Raw genomic sequence first — 18,134 nt, 5'->3', positions numbered from 1 at the left:
TTTTTACCAGACCTTTACAAGCTTGGCGAGGCCCCGGAAAAGGAGGAGGAAGAGAAGGCCAAAGGCCATGGCTACGCCCAGGAAGACGAAAAACCCCACCCCAAAGCTCCCGCCCAGGACCATCTGCCTAAGCCAAAGCCCCGCGGGGAAGGCAATGGCCCAGGTGAGGAGGAGGTTTTTCCAGGTGGGCTGGCGGTAGGTTCCCAGAAAAGGGGAAAGCAATAGCCACACGAAAAGCACGGGAAGCACGTTCCGAGCGAGGCCCCCCAGGGTGATGGGAAGCCCGTGGGAAAGAAGCCCAGCTCCGGCAAAGAGGAGAAGGGCCAAGAGGTCCAGAAGAAAAAGGGACATGCCAGCGGTGCGGCCTCCGGTCATGGCCTTAGCCTACCAGGTGGAAGGCCCCCTACTTCTTTGAAGCCTCCAGGAAGACCTTATCCGCCCGGTAGGAACTCCGCACCAAAGGCCCGGCGAAGACCTCCCGGAAGCCCAGCTGGTACCCCCAGGCCTCGTAGCGCTTGAAGTCCTCCGGGGGCACGTAGCGCTCCACGGGCAGGTGGGCGGGGGTGGGGCGCAGGTACTGGCCCAGGGTGAGGATATCCACCCCGGCCGCCCTCAGGTCCCGCATGGCCTCGAGGATCTCCTCCTCCGTTTCCCCCAGGCCCAGCATGAGGCTGCTTTTGGTGAGGACCTCGGGCCGATAGCGCTTGGCATGGGCCAGGACCCTAAGGGTCTGGTCGTACCCCGCCCGGGGGTCCCTCACCCTGGGGGTAAGGCGGCGCACGGTCTCCAGGTTCTGGGCGTAGACCTCCGGACCCGCATCCAAAACCGTCTCCACCGCTTTCAGGTCCCCCTGGAAGTCGGGGGTGAGGGCCTCTACCAAGACCCCAGGGGCCTTCTCCTTGATGGCCCGGATGGTGGCGGCGAAGTGGGCCGCCCCGCCATCGGGAAGGTCGTCCCGGTCCACGCTGGTGAGGACCACGTAGCGGATATGGAGCCGGGCAATGGCCTCGGCCACCCTACGGGGCTCCTCCGGGTCCACAATGCCTCTGGGGTTTCCCGTATCCACGGCGCAGAACTTGCAGGCCCGGGTGCAGATGCTTCCCAGGATCATCACCGTAAGAGTGCCGTGGCTCCAGCACTCCCCCACGTTGGGGCAGAGGGCCTCCTGGCAGACGGTGTGGAGCTTGAGCTCGTTCACCGTGGCCTTCAGGGCCTGGTACTTGGCCCCCGTGGGCAGGGTGGCCCTGAGCCAGGCGGGCTTATTCCGGTCCACAGGCTCGGGCCGGGCCTGGGCTAGGCCGTGCTTCACCACCTTGAGCTCCACCACCTCCCCGGTGGGGGCAAGGAGCTCCACGGTTTCAAACTTGGGCTTCACGATGATCCTCCTTTACACGGGGCTCCATTCCGAAAACCTCGGCGAAGGCCCGCACCACTTTGTCCTTCACCTCCGGCATGGGAACCTTGCGGCCCAAAAGCCGCTCCAGGGAGGTAACCCCTTTCCCCTTTAGCCCGCAGGGGATGATGACGGAGAAGTCGTTTAAGTCGGTGTTCACGTTGAGGGCAAAGCCGTGGAAGCTCACCTCCTCCTTCACCGCCACCCCGATGGCGCAGAGCTTGTCCTCCCCCACCCAGACCCCCGCGTACCCCGGGGTGGGGTAGGCCTTCAGACCATAGGAGGCCGCCACCTTGACGATGGCCTCCTCTATCTGCCGAAGGAAGCGGCGCACCTCCCGGCCCACGGGAAAGATGGGGTAGCCCACCAGCTGCCCGGGCCCATGGTAGGTAACGTCCCCACCCCGCTCCACCCAGTAGACCTCAAAGCCGTTTTCCCGGTACCAGCTTTCGGGAAAAAGGAGGTTCTCCCCCGTGGCCTTTCTCCCCAGGGTGATGACCCGGGGATGCTCCAAAAGCAGCAGGGTGGGAGGGCGCTCACCCCGCACCACCTCCTTGTGCACCTTTTTCTGGTACTCCCAGGCTTGGGAGTAGGGCAAAAGGCCCAGGTCCTCCACCAGAAACTCCACGTCCCTAAGCATACGCCAGGGGGAAGCTCCCTTAAAGTATCGGGCCTCACCGGGCCCAGCTTCGCTGGCTTGCGCAAGCATGATTGCCCTGCAAGGTAGCCCTGACCAGCCTCTGACCCCAGGGACCTAGGCTAGGGGCATGGACTTGGAAACCCGGCTGGAGATGCTTTTGGAGCTTGACCCCGAGGCCTTGGACCCTGGGCTGGCGGAGGGGCTCATGAATGAGGTGCTGGCGGTTTTCCGCAAGCACCTTCCCGTACGGAGCCTCGAGGGCATCCTGAAGCGGCAGGAGGGCCACCTGATCCTTCTGGTGAGCCTGGAGCTGGCCTAGGCCAGAAAGCGGGCCAGGAGCCGGTCCCGTAAGGCCTCAGGGAGGCGGCGGAGGAGAAGGGTCTGCCACCCCTTAGGGGCCACCAGGTAGCGGGCCCTGGGCCTTGGGTCTTGGAGGGCCTTAAGCACCACCTCCGCCACCCTCTCGGGGGGCAGGCCCCTTCTGGCGCTGGCCCGGGCCGCCCTGCGGGCCACCTCCAGGTAGCGGCCGTACACCCTTTCCGTACCGGGGGGAGGCGGTTCCAAGTAGGTTTCCGCCCAGCGTTCCGAACGTTCCCAGATGGGGGTGGCCACAGGCCCCGGTTCCATCAAGACCACCCTCACCCCAAAGGGAAGGAGCTCCACCCTCAGGGCATCCGCCAGGGCCTCGAGGGCGAACTTGCTGGCGGCGTAGGGTCCCGCCAGGGGCAGGGCCACCAGGCCGGAAACCGAGCCCATGAGCACCACCCGCCCCCGGCTCTTTCGAAGAAGGGGCAAAAAGGTCCTCACCGTGGCAAAGGCCCCGAGGACGTTCACCTCCAGCACCTGGCGGAAGACGGAAGGGGGAATAAGCTCCAAGGGCCCCGCCACGGCAATTCCCGCATTGGCCACCAGTCCCTCCAACCCCTCCTCCTCCAGAAGCCTCCTGGCCTGCACAAGGCTTTCCTCCTGGGTTACATCCAGAAAAAGGGGCACCACCCCCAGGGCGCGAAGGGCCTTTGCATCCTCGGATTTGCGCACCCCGCCATAGACCCGAAAACCCTTTTCCGCCAGGAACCGGGCCGTGGCCAGGCCGATGCCGCTACCCGCTCCCGTGATGAGCACAGCCCCCATAGGAAAAGCTTAAGGACCCCTGGCTTCCCAGGGGTCCCAAGGCAGCCTGCCGGATCCCCAGGCCCCTACTGGGCCACCACGCCCACCTTCAAGGCGATCGGCACCTCGGGGTGGGGCTTGTAGGTGAGGACGTACTCCCCCAGCTCCTTGATGGGCTTTTCCAGCACCAGGCGCTTGGGATCAATGGTGATGCCGTGCTGGCGCGAAAGGGCCTCGGCGACGTCCTTGGCGGTCACGGAGCCGTAGATTTTGGTCTCCCCCGCCCGCACCGGAATGGTGAGAGTGAGGTTCTCCAGGATCTCCTTAAGCCTCTCCGCCTCCGCCTTCCTCTCCGCCAGGCGCTTGGCCTGGGCGCGGATCTTGGCCTCGAGGGCCTTCAGGTTGCTCTCCGTGGCCAAGACCGCCAGGCCCCGGGGCAGGAGGTAGTTCCTGGCGTAGCCGGGCTTCACGTTCACCACCTGGCCCACATCGCCCAGGTTCTCCAGGGGTTCAAGCAGGATGACCTTCATGTCCACCCCCTATTTGCGCACCAGCTTCTCCGTGAAGGGAAGAAGCCCCAGAATCCTCGCCCGCTTGATGGTGCGGGCCAGGATGCGCTGCTCCTTGGCGGTAAGCCCCGTGCGGCGGCGGGGAAGGATCTTCCCCGTCTCCGACAGGAACCGCTTCAGCACCTCCACGTTGCGGTAATCCTTAAGGTCAAACTCCCCCAGGCTGGCCTTGACCTTGGCCTTCCTGGAAGGGCGCTTCTGCGCCTCCTTCTTGGGTTTAGCGTTCTTCGTGCTCAAAACGGCAAATCCTCCTCCGGCGGGAAGTCTTCCAGTCCTTCGTCGATGTCCACCCCACCCGTCTGGACAGAGCGCTCTGGCTCTTGGGGCCTGCTTCCGCCGGTCCTTTCAGGCCCACGGGTGGGTCGCTCCAACCTGAGGGCTTCCACACGGGTCTGGAAGCGCCTCTCCCCGGTGGAGCTCGTCCAGGAGTCGTTCACCAAACGGCCGATTACCAAAAGCCCCTCGCCCCGCTTGAGTTCCCCGGCCCACTCGGCCAGGTCGCGCCAGGCCTGAACCTCTATGAAGTGGGTCCTCTCCCCGTCCGGCCCCTGGCCCGGGCGGCGCTCGTTGATGGCTAAGCCCAGCCGGACCACCGCCGTCCCCTGGGGAGTGTAGCGCAGATCGGGATCGCGGGTGAGGTTGCCCATGAGGATCACCTGGTTTAGGGCGTGGCGGAGCCTGGGCTGGCCCCGGGCGTCCTCGAGGGTCTCGCGGCCCCGTCCCTCCAAGGGGTCGATGAAATCCGCCCGGATCTGAACCTCGCTCCGCTTCTCCCCTTCCCGCTCCCACTGCCGGTACTCCAGCCGGCCTTCTACAAAAATCAGCTGCCCCCTTTCCAGGATGTCCCCCCACATCTCCGCCTGCCGGCCCAAAAGGCGCACCCGGTGGTACCAGGGCACCTCCCGCTCCTGGCCGGAGGCATCCAAGAGGGCATCCTGGCCCGCCAGGTTCAGGTCCAGAATGGCCATACCCCCCGGGGTGTAGCGCATGTCCGGACGGGCGGTAAGGGTACCGATAAGGAAAACGCGGTTCAGGCCTCTTGCCATGGGAACAGTCTACGCCTTGGTGAGGAGGGGCTCCTGGGTTTTCACCACCATGACCCGGCGCACGTTATCGCGCAGGCGAAGCTCCCGGGCCAGGTCGTTCACCCGGTCTCCGGGCATCTCCACCTGGTACCAGAGGAAGTAGCCCTGGGTGTCCTTGGCGATGGGGTAGGCCAGGCGGCGCATGCCCCATTCCTCCACCTTTTCCACCCGGGCGCCGAAGGCCTCGAGGGCCTTCCCGATGATCTCTTTCTCCAGGGCGAGCTGGCTCTGGTCCAGGTTGGGGCTCAGGATGATGTTCACCTCGTACTTGCGCATCTACACCTCCTCTCCGGGCCCGGCAGGCCGCACGAGCTAAGATTATACCCTTTCGCCTCCCCTAAAAAAAGACCCAGGGGGCCCTAAGGCCCCCATATGGCTCCGCGGGCAGGACTCGAACCTGCGACCAACCGGTTAACAGCCGGCCGCTCTACCTGCTGAGCTACCGCGGACCGACCGCACTAGGCACTATAGCAGGAGGCCCGGGGAAGCGTCAAGAAGAAAACCCCGGGGAGTTTCCCCGGGGTCCGGCCAAGGACCCCTATAGCTTCTTCAGGGCCTGGGTGAGCTGGGTGAGAACGTTTTGCGCATCCCCGTAGAGCATCCGGGTGTTGTCGGCGTAGAAGAGCTCGTTCTCCACCCCGGCGAAGCCCTTGCCCTGGCCCCGCTTGATGACGATGACGTTCTTGGCCTTGTCCACGTCCAGAATGGGCATGCCGTAAAGGGGGCTTCCCGGGCGGCGGGCGGCAGGGTTCACCACGTCGTTGGCCCCGATGACCACCGCCACGTCCACGGTGGGGAACTCGGGGTTGATCTCCTCGAGGTCCTTGAGCTTGTCGTACTCCACCCCGGCCTCCGCCAAAAGCACGTTCATGTGCCCGGGCATCCGCCCCGCCACCGGGTGGATGGCGAACTTCACTTCCACCCCCTTGCTCTCCAAAAGGTCCGCCAGCTCCTTCACCTTGTGCTGGGCCTGGGAGAGGGCCATGCCGTAGCCGGGCACGAAGACCACCTTGCTGGCGTAGGCCAGCATGACGGCGGCGTCCTCCACGTCGATGGGCTTGAGGCTTCCCTTGACCTCCCCCGCCTCCTGCTCCACGCCGAACCCACCCACCAACACGTTCCACACGGAGCGGTTCATGGCCCTGGCCATGAGCACGGTGAGGAGGGTACCCGCAGCCCCCACCAGGGTACCCGCCACCATCAAGGCCGGGTTCCCCACGGCGAAGCCCTCAAAGCCCACGGCCATACCGGTGAAGGCGTTGTAGAAGCTGATGGCCACCGGCATGTCCCCACCCCCAATGGGCAGGGTCATGAGGATACCGAAAAGGAGGGCCAGGAGGAAGAAGAGCACGATGCTCAGGGTGGGGTCGTTCCAGAGCAGGGAAAAGCCCAAAAGCACCGTGATGAGGAGCGCCAGGGCGTTCACCACCTTCTGCCCGGGGAAGAGGATGGGCCGGCTTTTCATGATGCCCTGGAGCTTGGCGAAGGCAATTAGGCTTCCCGTGAAGGCCACGCTCCCGATGAGGCCACCCAGGATGGCCAAGGCCATGAGGCCCGGGTTCTCAAAGGCTCCCTTCAGGAGCTCCACCGCGGCGATGGTGGCGGCCGCACCCCCACCCATGCCGTTGTAGATGGCCACCATCTGGGGCATGTCGGTCATGGCCACCTTGATGGCCGCCCACCAGGCCACCACGGAGCCCACCAGAAGAGCGATGAGCATGAGGCCAAAGTTCTGCATCCCCGGCCAGAAGAAGGTGGCCAGAACCGCTAGGGCCATGCCCCACCCAGCCCAGACGATGCCGCTTTTGGCCGTGGTGGGGTGGGCCATGCGTTTTAAGCCCACGATGAAGAGGATGGCCACCACGAAGTAGGCTGCCTGGATGAGATCCATTACTGACCACCCCCCTTGCCCGGCTTCTTCTCAAACATCTCCAGCATGCGTACCGTAACCGCATACCCCCCGGCGGCGTTGGCCGCCCCCAGGATGACCCCCAGGAAGCCGATGAGCTTCTCCAAACCCGTCTCCGCATGCCCCAGGACCACCATGGCCCCCACCACCACCACCCCGTGGATGAAGTTGGACCCGGACATCAAGGGGGTGTGGAGGATCACCGGCACCCGGGTGATGAGCTCATAACCCAAAAAGGCCGTGAGCACGAAGATGTAAAGGGCAGACCAGAAGCCAAACTCCATCACGCACCTCCCACGAGGGCCTTGGTGGGCCCGTGCAGGATCTCGCCTTCCTTCATGAGAAGCGCCCCCTGGATGATCTCGTCCTCCCACTTGGGGGCGAACTCGCCCTTTTCCATGAGCAGGCTGGAAAGGTTGAAAAGGTTTTTGGCGTACATCTCCGAGGCGTGCACGGAAAGCTCGCTGGGGAGGTTCAAGGGGCCAAAGATCCTCACGCCCTTCACCTCCACCACCTCTCCGGGCTGGGTGAGGACGCAGTTACCCCCGCTTTCCGCCGCCAGGTCCACCACCACCGTGCCCGGCTTCAGGCGCTCCACCATGTCCTCGGTGAGGAGGATGGGGGCCCGACGGCCTGGCACCTGGGCGGTGGTGATGATGGCGTCCATCCCCGCCACGTGTTCCCGCAGGGCCTCGTGCTGGATGCGCTTCTCCTCCTCGGTGAGCTCCCGGGCGTAGCCGCCCTCCCCTTCCGCGCTGATGGGAAGCTCAATGGGCTTGGCCCCCAGGGAGAGGGCCTGCTCCACCGCCGCCTTGCGCACATCGTAGGCAAAGACCTGGGCCCCCAGGCGCTTGGCGGTGGCGATGGCCATAAGCCCCGCCACCCCCACCCCCATGACCATCACCTTGGCGGGGCGGATGGTGCCCGCCGCCGTGGTGAGCATGGGGAAGAAGCGGGGGGATAGCCTTGCGGCGTGGATGGCCGCCAGGTACCCCGCCACCGTGGCCTGGCTGGAGAGGGCATCCATGCTCTGGGCCCGGGTGATGCGGGGGATGAGCTCCATGGCGATCACCGTGGCCTTTTTCGCGGCCAGGGCCTTCACCAGGTCCAGGTTCTTGTGGGCCTGGACAAACCCCACCACGATGGCCCCGGGCTCCAGGGCCCCGATCAGGTCTTCAGGAGGCGGCTGAACAGTGAAAAGCAGGTTGGCATCCTTCAGGAGCTCTCCTCGCTCCACCACCTCTGCCCCAACTTCCTGGTAGGCGGTGTCGGGGTAGTAGGCACCTTCCCCGGCACCCTTCTCTACCCGCACCCTGGCCCCCTGCTTCACCAGGCGGGCCACCACCTCGGGCACCAGGGCCACCCTTCTTTCCCCTGGAGCCCTTTCCTTGGGAACCGCTATGGTCACCATAGGACCTCCTTCCGCGCCAGTATACCAATGGGGCCACGGGCATCTGTCCTTGCCCTCGAGGGTGACCCACTGGTCAGAAGCGAATCCTTATGGAAGAATGCCTCCATGCGGCCCTCCGGGCTCAAGATCGCCTCCGTACTGCTCCTGGGCATCTTCGCCATCAGCTTCGGCAGCATCCTGGTGCGCCTGGCCCTGGCGGCCTCCGGGGACCGGAGCCTAGCCTTCAGCCTGGTGATGAGCGCAGGGCGGATGGGCTTTGCGGCCCTGCTCCTCCTTCCCAGCTGGCGAAGACCTCTGGCCAGCCGAAGGGGGCTTCCCTATGCGGTGGCCGCCGGGGCTTCGCTGGCCCTGCACTTTGCCCTTTGGATCACCTCCCTCTCCTATACCTCTGTGGCGGCCAGCACCGCCTTGGTCACCACCAACCCGGTCTGGGTTACCCTCTTCGGCTGGCTTTTCTTCCGGGAGATTCCCTCCGGCCTGACCTTGCTGGGGATTGGAACAGCCCTTTTGGGAGGGCTTTTGATTGGCCTGGGGGATGCCCAAGGGGGTGGGGGAACCAATCCCCTCCTCGGGGACCTCCTGGCCCTCCTAGGAGCGGTGGCCGCCTCCCTTTACTTCCTCCTGGGGCGGGAAGCCCAGAGACGGGGGCTTTCCATTCTGGAGTACGTGCGGATAGCCTACACCACCGCAGCTTTCCTCCTCCTTCCTCTTCCCTACCTCTTTGGCGGAGGGTACGGGGGTTATCCCTTCGCGGTCTACGGCTACATCCTTCTCATGGCCCTTTTGCCGCAGCTTTTGGGCCATACCAGCTTCAACTGGGCCACCCGGCACATCCCCCCGGTCCTGGTCACCCTGGCCATCCTCTTTGAGCCGGTGGGGGCAAGTCTCCTGGCCTTCCTCCTCTTTGGGGAGCTTCCCGGGGTTCAGGTGCTCCTGGGAGCCCTGGTCCTCCTCATCGGGGTGGGTATGGCCGTAGTGGGGGCACGGCGATGATCTACGTGGCCCTGGCCGCACTCCTTTGGGGCCTGGGCGGGGCCCTGGCCGGGCGGTTCATGGGGGAGATTCCCCCCTCGGTCCTCATCCCCTTGCGCTTTCTCCTGAGCTTCTTTCTCCTTCTCCCCCTGGTGCTCCGGTTTCCCCCGGCCGCCAAGGAGTGGCCCCGGCTCCTCCGGGTGGGGCTCGCCCTCTCCGGGGCCCAGGCTTTCTACTACCTGGCCATCCACGCCACCACCGTGGCCACCGGGATCTTCCTCCAGTACCTGGCCCCTGCCCTCCTCACCCTCTACGCCCTCCTAAGGGGGGAAAGGCTTCCCGGCAAGGCCCTTTTGGGGGTGGCCGTGGCCCTTTTGGGAGCCTACGTGCTGGTGGTGGGGTCCAAGGGTTTCACGGCAAGCCCCCTGGGGGTGGCCTACGGCCTCCTCTCCGCCCTTTCCTTCGCCCTTTACGCTGCCTTCTCCCATGGGCTCAAGACCCCACCCCTGGTGAGCCTGGGGGTGGCCACGGGGGTGGGAAGCCTCCTCTCCCTCCCCATCCTTATGGGCAACCTCCCCCGGGTTTGGACCCTGGACCCAGGGGACTGGGGGGCGGTGGCCTACCTGGTCATCCTGGGCACGGTGGTGCCCTTTAGCCTCTTCCTCTTGGGGGTGCGCACGGTACCCGCCCGGAACGCCACCCTAACCGCCATGCTGGAGCCGGTGGCCGGGGCGATCTTCGCCTGGCCCCTGGCGGGAGAGACCCTGAGCCTCGAGGGCTTTCTGGGCGGCACCCTCATCCTCTTGGGAGTGGCTCTGAACCGGAGGTGATATGGCAGCGCGGGTTTTTCTCCTCTTCACCCTAGGCTACTTCCTCTCCTACTTCTACCGGTCGGCCAATGCGGTGCTGGCCAAGGACCTGTCCCAGGACCTGGGCCTGGGTCCGGCGGAGCTGGGCTTTATGACCAGCCTCTTCTACCTCTCCTTCGCCGCGGTACAGCTCCCCCTGGGAAGCCTCCTGGACCGGTACGGCCCCAGGATCATCACCCCGGCCCTCCTCCTGGTGGCTTCCCTGGGAAGCGTGGTCTTCGGGCTGGCGCAAGGCTTCCCCACCCTGGCCCTGGGCCGGGCCCTGATCGGGGTGGGGATGGCCGCCGCCCTTATGGGCTCCCTAAAAGCCTTTAGCCTCTGGTTCCCCCGGACCTACGCCACCGTTTCCACCCTCCTGGTGGGCGTGGGGGCCACAGGGGGGCTTTTGGCGGCCACCCCCCTGGCCCTCATGAAGGAGGCCATGGGCTGGCGGGGGGTCTTCCTCCTGGGGGCAGGGGTGGTGGTCCTGGTGGCCCTTCTCATCTACCTGGGGGTGCGGAACACCCCCCCTGGGGTTCCCTGGCCCAAGGGTGGGGGAGGCGGAGGGTTAAGGGAAGTCCTGGGCAATTCCAGGCTCCTGCGGGTGGCCTTTTTGGCCCTGGCCTTTGCGGGAAGCTTCCTGGCCTTGCAAACCCTCTGGGCTGGGGCCTACGCCTACGCCTTGGGCCTCGAGGCGGTGAAGGTGGGGAACCTCCTCCTCCTCTACTCGGGGGGTGCGGTCCTGGGCTTTTTGGTATCCGGCTACTTGGCCGACCGCCTAGGCACCGCCAGGGTACTGGTAGGCGCGGCCTTTTTCTTCGCCCTGGGCCTCCTCCTCGCCCTCTTCAAGCTTCTTGCCCTCGCCTACCCCCTCATGGGATTCTTCGGAGCCTTCAACATCCTCACCCTTACCCAGGCCCGGGAACTGGTGCCCCCTCACCTGGTGGGCCGGGGCACCACCTTGGTGAACCTCTTCGGCATTGGGGGCACCTTCCTGTTGCAGTGGGGGGTGGGGGTGGCGGTGGGAACCCTGGGATACGCCTTCGCCTTCGGCAGCCTTCTTGGCCTTCTTCTTCTGGCTCTTTTCCTTTACCGCCCCCTTCTCGGTTTGGGGAAAACCTCAGGGTGAAAACCTCCTGGACCCCCATCCGGTCAGTCCAGGCGTTCTTGTGGAAGCGGATCGGGAAAAGGAGCGGGCGTTCCCAAGGGCTCAAAGGGTGGTACCATTCCTAGGTCCTGAGATATCTTGGAGTATATTCCATTTTCCCCGGCAGGCGGCGAACGAACTTTGTTATATGGCCTCGAGGCCTTGCGGGGACCTTTTGCGATTAGGAGCCGACATCTGACCTGTTAGCCAATGGCCGAGCCTGGGCAAAACTAACACTTTTGGGTTAAACTCCCTCCATGCTAGCCCAGGTGCGCAGCTACACCCTCTTCGGCCTGGACGCGGTTCCCGTCACCGTGGAGGTGGATGTTAGCCCCGGGCTTCCCAGCTACGCCCTGGTGGGGTTGCCGGACAAGGCGGTGGAGGAAAGCCGGGAGCGGGTCAGGGCCGCCCTCAAGAACTCGGGCTTCCCCTACCCCCAGGCCCGGGTGGTGGTGAACCTGGCCCCGGCGGAACTCCGTAAGGAAGGAAGCCACTTCGACCTGCCCATCGCCTTGGGGCTTCTGGCCGCCCAAGGGGTGGTGCCCCTGGAGGGACTCGCGGGCCTGGCGGTGGCCGGGGAGCTAGGCCTGGATGGAACCCTGCGCCCGGTGCCCGGGGCGGTGAACCTGGCTTTGGGGGCCTTGGGCGAAGGGAAAAGCCTCCTCCTGCCCCTGGAAAGCGCCAAGGAGGCCGCCTTGGTGGAGGGGGTGGAGGTCTACGGAGTGGAAAACCTCCTTCAGGCGGTGGCCTACCTGAGGGGAGAAGAGGAGCCCAGGAGGGTGGAACCCGACGATCCCGTGGCCGCCCTGGAGGCTTTGGACCTCCGGGACGTGAAGGGCCAGGCCAAGGCCAAAAGGGCCCTGGAGATCGCCGCCGCCGGTTACCACCACCTCCTCATGGTGGGAAGCCCGGGCTCGGGAAAAACCATGCTGGCTAGGCGCCTTCCCTTTCTGCTTCCCCCTCTGAGCCAGGAGGCCGCCCTCGAGGTAAGCCGCATCCACTCCGCCGCCGGGCAGATCCTTAAGGGTCTGGTGCGCACGCCCCCTTTCCGCGCCCCCCACCACACGGTGAGCTACGCGGGCCTCATCGGGGGCGGGGCCATCCCCAAGCCGGGGGAGGTTTCCCTGGCCCACCGGGGGGTGCTTTTCCTGGACGAGTTCCCCGAGTTTTCCCGGGATGCCCTGGAGGCCCTGCGCCAGCCCCTCGAGGACGGGGTGGTGACCGTCTCCCGGGCCAGGGCCAGCCTCACCTTCCCCGCCCGCTTCCTCCTGGTGGCGGCCATGAACCCCTGCCCTTGCGGCTGGTATGGGGACCCGGAGCGGGCCTGCACCTGCACCCCTGCAAGCCGCCAGCGCTACGTGGGGAAGATCTCCGGACCCCTTCTGGACCGGTTTGACCTGGTGGTGGAGGTGCCCCGCTTAACCCCAGCTGAGCTCGCCCGCGCCCCCGAAGGGGAAGGCACCGAGGCCGTGCGGGAAAGGGTCCTAAGGGCCCGGGAGAGGATGCTCGCCCGGCAGGGCAGGCCCAACGGGGAGCTTGCGGGAAAGGCCCTGAGGGAGCACGTGCGCTTAACCTCGGGGGCGGAAAACCTCCTCCAGGCAGCGGCCAAGCGGATGCTCCTTTCCGCCAGGAGCTACGACCGCCTCCTCCGGGTAGCCCGCACCATCGCCGACCTGCAGGGAGCGGAGAGCGTGGAGGAAAACCACGTGGCCGAGGCCTTGGCCTACCGCAAGACCCTCTAGCCCACCTGGGCAGCAAGCCAGGGAACAAGGGCCTCCGCCGCCTCGAGGTTGGTGGCCAAGGGCACCCCGTGCACGTTGCACACCCGCATGAGGGCCTGCACGTCGGGCTCGTGGGGCTTGGGGGTGAGGGGATCCTGGAAGAAGAGCACGCAAAGCACCTTTCCCTCAGCCACCCTGGACCCGATCTGCATATCCCCTCCCAGGGGACCGGAAAGAACCCGCTCCACCTCAAGGCCGGTGGCCTCCTGGATGCGTTTCCCCGTAGTGCCCGTGGCCAGGAGGGGGAAGCGGGAAAGAAGCTCCCGGTGCCGTTGGCAAAAGGCCACCATATCGTCCTTCTTGGCATCGTGGGCGATGAGGGCTAAGGCCTTCATGGGGCCATTGTATGCTCCTTTCCATGGAAGCCCTCACCCTTAAGGAGGCCCAGAGGCAGGTGGACGCCTGGATCAGCCAGTTCCAGGAAGGCTATTTCCCGCCTCTTCTCATGCTGGCCCGCCTGACGGAGGAGCTAGGGGAGGTGGCCCGAGTCCTGGCCCACCGCCATGGGAAGAAGCCCAAGCCAGGGGAGGAGGAAGGGGATCTGGCCATGGAGCTCGCCGACCTCCTCTTCGTCCTCATCTCCCTGGCCAACCGGGAGGGCATCGACTTGGAGGAAGCCTTCCTCAAGGCCATGGCCAAGTACCGGGACCGGGACGGGGAACGCTGGACCCGGAAAGGAGGCTAGGATGGAGCGCCCCTTCCTGGAAGCCCAGGGCCTGCACAAGCGCTTCGGGACCCTCGAGGCCGTAAAAAACGTCCACCTTACCCTACGACCTGGCGAGATCCTGGCCTTCCTGGGGAAAAACGGCGCGGGCAAAAGCACCACGGTGAAGATGCTTTCGGGCCTCCTCCTTCCCGATGAGGGAGAGGTGCGCCTTTTGGGGAAGAACCCCTTCCGGAAACCCCTCGCTTTGAAGCACCTGGGAGCGGTCCTGGAGGGGAACCGCAACACCTACTGGCGGCTTACTCCCCTGGAAAACCTGGTCTACTTCGGGGTGGCCCGGGGCCTCCGCCTTGCCGCCGCCAGGAAGCGGGCCTTGGAACTCCTGGAGGAGTATGCGCTCCTGGAAAAAGCCCACACGGAGGTGCGCCACCTCTCTCGGGGAATGCAGCAAAAACTGGCCCTCCTCCAGGCCCTGGTCCACGACCCTGAGGTGCTCCTGCTGGACGAGCCCACCCTGGGCCTGGATGTGGAAACCGCCCTGCTGATGCAGCAAAAGATCCGGGCCCTGGCCCGGGCGGGCAAGGCCATCCTCCTCACCACCCACCAGATGGAGGTGGCCCAAGCCCTGGCCGACCGGGTGGCCATCATCCACCGGGGCGAGGTGATCCTGGAGGAAACCAAGGAGCGCCTCCTGGCCCGTTTCTCCGGGGAATACTACGTGTTGGAGCTGGAAAAACCACCTCCCCTCGAGGTGCTCCAGCACCTGCGGGCCTTGGGCATAGAGGGCGAAAACCCTTTTTTCTTCCGCGGCGATGGGGAGGCCATCTGGCGGGTTTTAGAAGCGGTAAAGCCCCTCCCCCTGAAACGGGTGGCCAAGGCCGAGGCGGATCTCCTGGAAGTTTTCCTGAAGGTGGTGAACCATGTTTGACCTGTTCCTGGCGGAGTTTTGGCGGCACCTCCTGGCCCTGCGCCGCTACCCCCTGGAACTTTTGGGTGCGGTGGTCAGCCTAAGCCTCATCTTCTACCTCCTCTTCCTGGGGGCGCGGTTTCTGGCCGGGCCGGGGGTGGAGCTCGAGGGCAGGCTGGAAGCCGTCTTGGTGGGCTACCTGCTTTGGTCCTTCACCCTGCTTTCCTATAGCAGCCTCTCCTTCGGCCTCACCGAGGAGGCCCAGACAGGCACCCTGGAGCAGGTCTTCCTTACCCCCTATGGGCCGATTCCCCTTTTTCTGGTGCGGAACCTCTCCGGACTCCTCATCCAGGGGCTCCTGGTCTTTCTCATCGCCTTGGTGCTCATGGCCCTCACGGGAGCCCGGCTCTCCTTTAATCCCTGGGTGGTTCTCCCCTTCCTGGCCGTTCTCCTGGGGGGGTATGGCCTCGGGTTTGCCATGGGAAGCCTGGCCCTTTTATACAAGCGCATCGGCCAGCTTCTGGGCCTTTCCCAGTTCCTCTTGCTCTTTCTCCTGCAAGCCCCGGGCCAGGGGCTTTTTCTCCTCTTGCCCATGGTCCCCGGGGCCGCCTTAGCCCGGAGCATGCTGGCGGAAGGAGCGCCTCTGGACCCCCTGTTCCTGCTTCTGGCCTTCCTGAACGGCCTCCTCTACCTGGGCCTGGGGCTTTTCCTCTTCAAACTGGCCGTACATCGGGCCAAGAAGCTGGGGCTTTTGCATGGCTATTAGGCTCGTCCTCCTCGCCTTGGGACCCGCCCTGGCCCTGGGCCTGGGGCGGTTCGCCTACGCCCTGGTCCTGCCCCTCATGCAAAACGCCTGGGGGCTTTCCTACGCCCAAGCGGGGATCCTGGGAAGCGCCAACACCCTAGGCTACCTGGTGGGGGCCTTTTTCAGCCACCGCCTCCTGGGCCGGGTGGGCTACCGGAAAGGGTTCTTTCTGGCCCTCCTCCTGCAGGGCCCCATCCTGGCCCTCACGGGGATGGAAAACCTCCCCCTGGTCTTCAGCCTGCGGTTTCTCCAGGGTTTTCTGGGCGCCTTGGTCTTCGTGGGAGGGGCGGCCCTCCTCATGGCCCTGGGCAGCTCCGGGCGAACCCTGGGGATCTACTACGGGGGCGTGGGCCTGGGGCTTCTTCTGGCCCCGTGGCTCCTATGGGGAGCCGCCGAGCCCACGGGGGCCTGGGCCAGGCTGGGCCTGTATAGCCTCCTGCTGGGCCTGCCCACTCTCCTCGCCTGGCCTCTTCTGAAAGAACCCCCACCCCCCGTCCAGGGCGAGGGAAGCCTCTGGCCCATCCTTCCCCTACTCCTGGCCTACGGCCTCTACGGGGCGGGGTACATCGGCTACATGACCTTCGTGGCGGCGGTGGTGGGGGGCTCCCTGGTCCTCTTCGGCCTCCTGGGCCTGGGAGCCCTCCTGACCGGACCCGTCTGGGGGCCCTGGGTGGAGCGGGTAGGGGGGAGAAAAGGGCTTTTCCACGTGCTTCTGGTGCTCTTCCTGGGAAGCCTCCCACCCCTGGCCCTGCACCTTCCCGCCCTCAGCGCCCTCCTCTTCGGCCTTTCCTTCCTGGGGGTGATCACCGCCCTCACCCAGGCCTTCCGCACTCTCCTTCCCCCTTCCGCCTGGCCCCGGGCCATGGGGCTTTCCACGGCAGCCTTCGCCCTGGGGCAGGCGGTGGGGCCTGCCGTGGCCGGGTTCTTCGCGGAGATGGCGGGGCGGGGGGAGGGGGCGCTTTGGGCGGCCAGCATCCTCCTCTTCCTGGCCCTCCTCCCCACCTGGTCCCGCCCTCAGAAACCGTAAAGGGCCCGGTACTTCTCCCCCAGGTAGGCCAAAAAGGGCCGGGCGCTGGGAGGCGTGCCGGTCACCCGCTCCACCAAGGCCTTGGGGCGGAAGCGCCTACCCTCGGCGTGGATATTCTTACGGGTCCAGTCCAAAAAGGCATGGAACTCCCCCCGGCGGAACTGGGCCTCGAGGTCCCCAAGCTCCTCCTGGGCCTTTTGGAAGAACTGGGCGGCGTAGAGGTTGCCCAGGGTGTAGGTGGGGAAGTAGCCGAAAAGCCCCCCGGACCAGTGCACGTCCTGCATCACCCCGTCCTTGTAGTCCCTGGGGGCTACCCCCAGGTAGGCCCGGTACCGCTCCGCCCAGGCCCTGGGGAGGTCCTCCAGGCCAAGCTCCCCCCGGAAGAGGGAAAGCTCCAGCTCCAGGCGCACCAGGATGTGGAGGTTATACGTGACCTCGTCCGCCTCCACCCGGATGAGGGAGGGCTCCACGGCGTTGATGGCCCGGTGGAAGTCCTCCAGGGCCACGTCCCGGAGGCTTGGGAAGTGCTCCTTGGCCCGGGGGAAAAACCGCTCCCAAAAGCCCAGGGAGCGGCCCACCAGGTTCTCCCAGGTGCGGCTTTGCGACTCGTGAACCCCCAGGGAGACGGCCTCCCCCCTTGGGGTCCCCCAGTGCTCCTTGGGCAGGCCCTGCTCGTAGAGGGCATGGCCCATCTCGTGCAGGGTGCCGAAGATGCCGGCGTTGAAGAAGTCCTCGAAGTAGCGGGTGGTGATGCGCACATCCCCGGGCCCGATGGAGATCTCAAAGGGATGGGCAGTGGGGTCCAGGCGGCCCGCCTCGAGGTCGTAGCCGCAGGCGGCGAGAAGCTCGAGGGCAAAGGCCCTCTGGGCCTCCTTGGGATAGGAGCGGTGCAGGATGGCGGTGTCGGGTTTCCGGCCGCTACCCAGGATCCGGTCCAAAAGCTCCTGAAGCCCCTCCCTCAGCTGGGCGAAAAGGGGCAGAAGCTCCCCCGAGCGCATCCCCGGTTCGAACCCGTCCAGAAGGGCATCGTAAACCTCCCCATAGGGCGGGTCCCCGGGAGCCACGGGAAGGCCGTAGAGGATCTCCGCCTTCTCCTTGGTGAGGGCAAACACCCGGCGCAAGTAGGGCAGGAACCCCTGCCAGTCGTCCCTGGGACGGGCTTCCTCCCAGTAGCTTTCCGCCTCGCTTTGCGCCTGGGCCAGCTCCACCGCCAGCCGCTCGGGAATGGCCCGGGTGCGCTCGTAGGCCTGCCGCCACTCCCGGACGTTGACCGCCGCATCGGATAGGGGATCCTGCACCAGGTGGGAGCCCTCCACCGCCGAAAGCCACTCCCCAACCCTGGGGTCGGTGGCCCGCTGGTGGAGGAGGCGGGCCAGGGCGGCCATCTGCCTTGCCCGGTGCTCGTGCCCCTTCTTCGGGATCATGGTGCGCTGGTCCCAAGCCGCCAGGGCCCCCAGGGAGGCCAGGTAGGCGGTTTCCCTCTGGAACTCCAAAAGCTGCTGATAGGCCGCTTCAGGTTTCACGGAAGCATCTTACCCCTCAGGGTGTTAAAGGCCCATGAAACTTCTCCTACTCTCGGCCCTCTCCACAAAGTGAAGGCTTTGCTTATCTATAGCGTCGGTATGTTAAAATACCCTTATGAGACTGGTCCTGACCCTTGGGATGGGGCTTTTGGCCGTGGGGCTCTTCGGTCTTGGCGGGGCCTGGTCCTTGCTGGGGGTGCTTCTCTTCTTCCTCTTCGCCCTTCTTTTTGACGATACCGACCGCCCAGGTGAGCCAGAAAACCTCTCTCCGCAGGCCTAATGCCCCTCCGTGCCCCCAGGCTTCCCCAAGAAGAAGCCTGCGGAAGGGCCTTGCCCGGGCATG

23 protein-coding genes and 1 tRNA gene are annotated in these 18,134 nt (G+C 65.6%); 10 read left to right on the top strand and 14 right to left on the bottom strand.

The window, feature by feature from the left end; genetic code table 11:
• Positions 1–3: 3 nt before the first annotated feature.
• Genes KQ693_RS03750 through lipB form a run of 3 tightly spaced genes read right to left on the bottom strand, consistent with a single transcriptional unit; the run spans position 4 to position 2,021 of the window.
• Positions 4–375 (bottom strand): DUF3054 domain-containing protein, encoded by a 372-nt coding sequence (locus KQ693_RS03750; protein WP_267261954.1) that lies wholly within the window; start codon positions 373–375, stop codon positions 4–6.
• A 28-nt stretch (positions 376–403) separates the two neighbouring features.
• A complete protein-coding gene (gene lipA, locus KQ693_RS03745; protein WP_267261953.1) occupies positions 404–1,375 on the bottom strand; it encodes a lipoyl synthase in 972 nt (323 codons plus the stop codon).
• Positions 1,359–2,021 carry a lipoyl(octanoyl) transferase LipB gene (gene lipB / locus KQ693_RS03740; protein WP_267262351.1) on the bottom strand — a complete coding sequence of 221 codons (663 nt, stop codon included), beginning with the start codon at positions 2,019–2,021 and terminating at the stop codon, positions 1,359–1,361. Before lipB ends, lipA begins: the two co-directional genes overlap by 17 nt.
• Before the next feature lie 139 nt (positions 2,022–2,160).
• Between lipB and KQ693_RS03735 the strand changes: the two genes are divergently transcribed.
• Complete coding sequence (locus KQ693_RS03735; protein ID WP_267261952.1) at positions 2,161–2,352, top strand: hypothetical protein; 192 nt, start codon at positions 2,161–2,163, stop codon at positions 2,350–2,352.
• On the opposite strand, the gene KQ693_RS03730 is transcribed toward KQ693_RS03735, so the two are convergent.
• From KQ693_RS03730 to KQ693_RS03690, 9 genes are all read right to left on the bottom strand, one after another.
• Positions 2,349–3,164: an SDR family NAD(P)-dependent oxidoreductase gene (locus KQ693_RS03730; protein WP_219759193.1), complete on the bottom strand. Its 816-nt coding sequence runs from the start codon at positions 3,162–3,164 to the stop codon at positions 2,349–2,351. The two genes, KQ693_RS03735 and KQ693_RS03730, sit on opposite strands and share 4 nt — an antisense overlap.
• A 65-nt stretch (positions 3,165–3,229) precedes the next feature.
• The gene (rplI, locus tag KQ693_RS03725) at positions 3,230–3,673 is read right to left on the bottom strand and encodes a 50S ribosomal protein L9 (RefSeq protein ID WP_219759192.1); all 444 of its coding nucleotides are present in this window, start codon (positions 3,671–3,673) and stop codon (positions 3,230–3,232) included.
• Positions 3,674–3,682: 9 nt separating this feature from the next.
• Entirely contained in the window at positions 3,683–3,949 is a 267-nt protein-coding gene (gene rpsR / locus KQ693_RS03720) for a 30S ribosomal protein S18 (protein WP_015716149.1), read from the bottom strand.
• Positions 3,946–4,758, bottom strand: a complete 813-nt coding sequence (locus tag KQ693_RS03715) for a single-stranded DNA-binding protein (protein WP_219759191.1) — start codon at positions 4,756–4,758, stop codon at positions 3,946–3,948. Before KQ693_RS03715 ends, rpsR begins: the two co-directional genes overlap by 4 nt.
• A gap of 9 nt (positions 4,759–4,767) precedes the next feature.
• Positions 4,768–5,073 (bottom strand): 30S ribosomal protein S6, encoded by a 306-nt coding sequence (gene rpsF, locus KQ693_RS03710; RefSeq protein ID WP_219759190.1) that lies wholly within the window; start codon positions 5,071–5,073, stop codon positions 4,768–4,770.
• A 97-nt stretch (positions 5,074–5,170) separates the two neighbouring features.
• Positions 5,171–5,246: transfer RNA gene (locus tag KQ693_RS03705), tRNA-Asn, on the bottom strand.
• Between the two features lie 89 nt (positions 5,247–5,335).
• Positions 5,336–6,688 (bottom strand): NAD(P)(+) transhydrogenase (Re/Si-specific) subunit beta, encoded by a 1,353-nt coding sequence (locus KQ693_RS03700; RefSeq protein ID WP_267261951.1) that lies wholly within the window; start codon positions 6,686–6,688, stop codon positions 5,336–5,338.
• Positions 6,688–6,990, bottom strand: a complete 303-nt coding sequence (locus KQ693_RS03695; protein ID WP_008630585.1) for a proton-translocating transhydrogenase family protein — start codon at positions 6,988–6,990, stop codon at positions 6,688–6,690. The genes KQ693_RS03700 and KQ693_RS03695 overlap by 1 nt, the downstream gene beginning before the upstream one ends.
• Entirely contained in the window at positions 6,990–8,117 is a 1,128-nt protein-coding gene (locus KQ693_RS03690; protein WP_015716145.1) for an NAD(P) transhydrogenase subunit alpha, read from the bottom strand. The genes KQ693_RS03695 and KQ693_RS03690 overlap by 1 nt, the downstream gene beginning before the upstream one ends.
• Before the next feature lie 105 nt (positions 8,118–8,222).
• Here KQ693_RS03690 and KQ693_RS03685 point away from each other — a divergent pair, with 105 nt between their 5' ends.
• The 4 genes from KQ693_RS03685 to KQ693_RS03670 all read left to right on the top strand — a co-directional run bounded on the left by KQ693_RS03685 (position 8,223) and on the right by KQ693_RS03670 (position 12,826).
• The gene (locus tag KQ693_RS03685; protein ID WP_267261949.1) at positions 8,223–9,110 is read left to right on the top strand and encodes a DMT family transporter; all 888 of its coding nucleotides are present in this window, start codon (positions 8,223–8,225) and stop codon (positions 9,108–9,110) included.
• Entirely contained in the window at positions 9,107–9,919 is an 813-nt protein-coding gene (locus tag KQ693_RS03680; protein ID WP_267261948.1) for an EamA family transporter, read from the top strand. Before KQ693_RS03685 ends, KQ693_RS03680 begins: the two co-directional genes overlap by 4 nt.
• Before the next feature lies 1 nt (position 9,920).
• Positions 9,921–11,066, top strand: coding sequence for an MFS transporter (locus tag KQ693_RS03675; RefSeq protein WP_219760350.1), 1,146 nt, complete (start codon positions 9,921–9,923; stop codon positions 11,064–11,066).
• 275 nt (positions 11,067–11,341) lie between these two features.
• Complete coding sequence (locus tag KQ693_RS03670; protein ID WP_219760351.1) at positions 11,342–12,826, top strand: YifB family Mg chelatase-like AAA ATPase; 1,485 nt, start codon at positions 11,342–11,344, stop codon at positions 12,824–12,826.
• On the opposite strand, the gene mgsA is transcribed toward KQ693_RS03670, so the two are convergent.
• On the bottom strand, positions 12,823–13,200 hold the full coding sequence (gene mgsA, locus KQ693_RS03665; RefSeq protein WP_028494730.1) for a methylglyoxal synthase: 378 nt from the start codon (positions 13,198–13,200) through the stop codon (positions 12,823–12,825). The genes KQ693_RS03670 and mgsA overlap by 4 nt on opposite strands.
• 23 nt (positions 13,201–13,223) lie before the next feature.
• Between mgsA and KQ693_RS03660 the strand changes: the two genes are divergently transcribed.
• The 4 genes from KQ693_RS03660 to KQ693_RS03645 are packed head-to-tail and all read left to right on the top strand — an operon-like array spanning position 13,224 to position 16,268.
• Positions 13,224–13,550, top strand: a complete 327-nt coding sequence (locus tag KQ693_RS03660; RefSeq protein ID WP_219760375.1) for a nucleotide pyrophosphohydrolase — start codon at positions 13,224–13,226, stop codon at positions 13,548–13,550.
• A gap of 1 nt (position 13,551) precedes the next feature.
• Positions 13,552–14,457, top strand: coding sequence for an ABC transporter ATP-binding protein (locus KQ693_RS03655; RefSeq protein WP_219760352.1), 906 nt, complete (start codon positions 13,552–13,554; stop codon positions 14,455–14,457).
• A complete protein-coding gene (locus KQ693_RS03650) occupies positions 14,450–15,202 on the top strand; it encodes an ABC transporter permease (protein ID WP_267261947.1) in 753 nt (250 codons plus the stop codon). The genes KQ693_RS03655 and KQ693_RS03650 overlap by 8 nt, the downstream gene beginning before the upstream one ends.
• Entirely contained in the window at positions 15,192–16,268 is a 1,077-nt protein-coding gene (locus KQ693_RS03645) for a YbfB/YjiJ family MFS transporter (protein ID WP_219760354.1), read from the top strand. The genes KQ693_RS03650 and KQ693_RS03645 overlap by 11 nt, the downstream gene beginning before the upstream one ends.
• On the opposite strand, the gene KQ693_RS03640 is transcribed toward KQ693_RS03645, so the two are convergent.
• Positions 16,256–17,791, bottom strand: a complete 1,536-nt coding sequence (locus tag KQ693_RS03640; RefSeq protein ID WP_267261946.1) for a carboxypeptidase M32 — start codon at positions 17,789–17,791, stop codon at positions 16,256–16,258. The genes KQ693_RS03645 and KQ693_RS03640 overlap by 13 nt on opposite strands.
• Positions 17,792–17,906: 115 nt before the next feature.
• On the opposite strand from KQ693_RS03640, the gene KQ693_RS03635 reads away from it, so the two are divergent.
• Positions 17,907–18,071 carry a hypothetical protein gene (locus KQ693_RS03635; protein WP_158305225.1) on the top strand — a complete coding sequence of 55 codons (165 nt, stop codon included), beginning with the start codon at positions 17,907–17,909 and terminating at the stop codon, positions 18,069–18,071.
• Positions 18,072–18,134: the final 63 nt, after the last annotated feature.

The sequence above is a fragment of the Thermus brevis genome (genome assembly GCF_026427635.1).
Classification (GTDB): Bacteria; Deinococcota; Deinococci; order Deinococcales; family Thermaceae; genus Thermus; species Thermus antranikianii.
The sequence above is the reverse complement of the archived record's forward strand: the minus strand, read 5'-3'. Positions and strand labels throughout refer to the sequence as shown.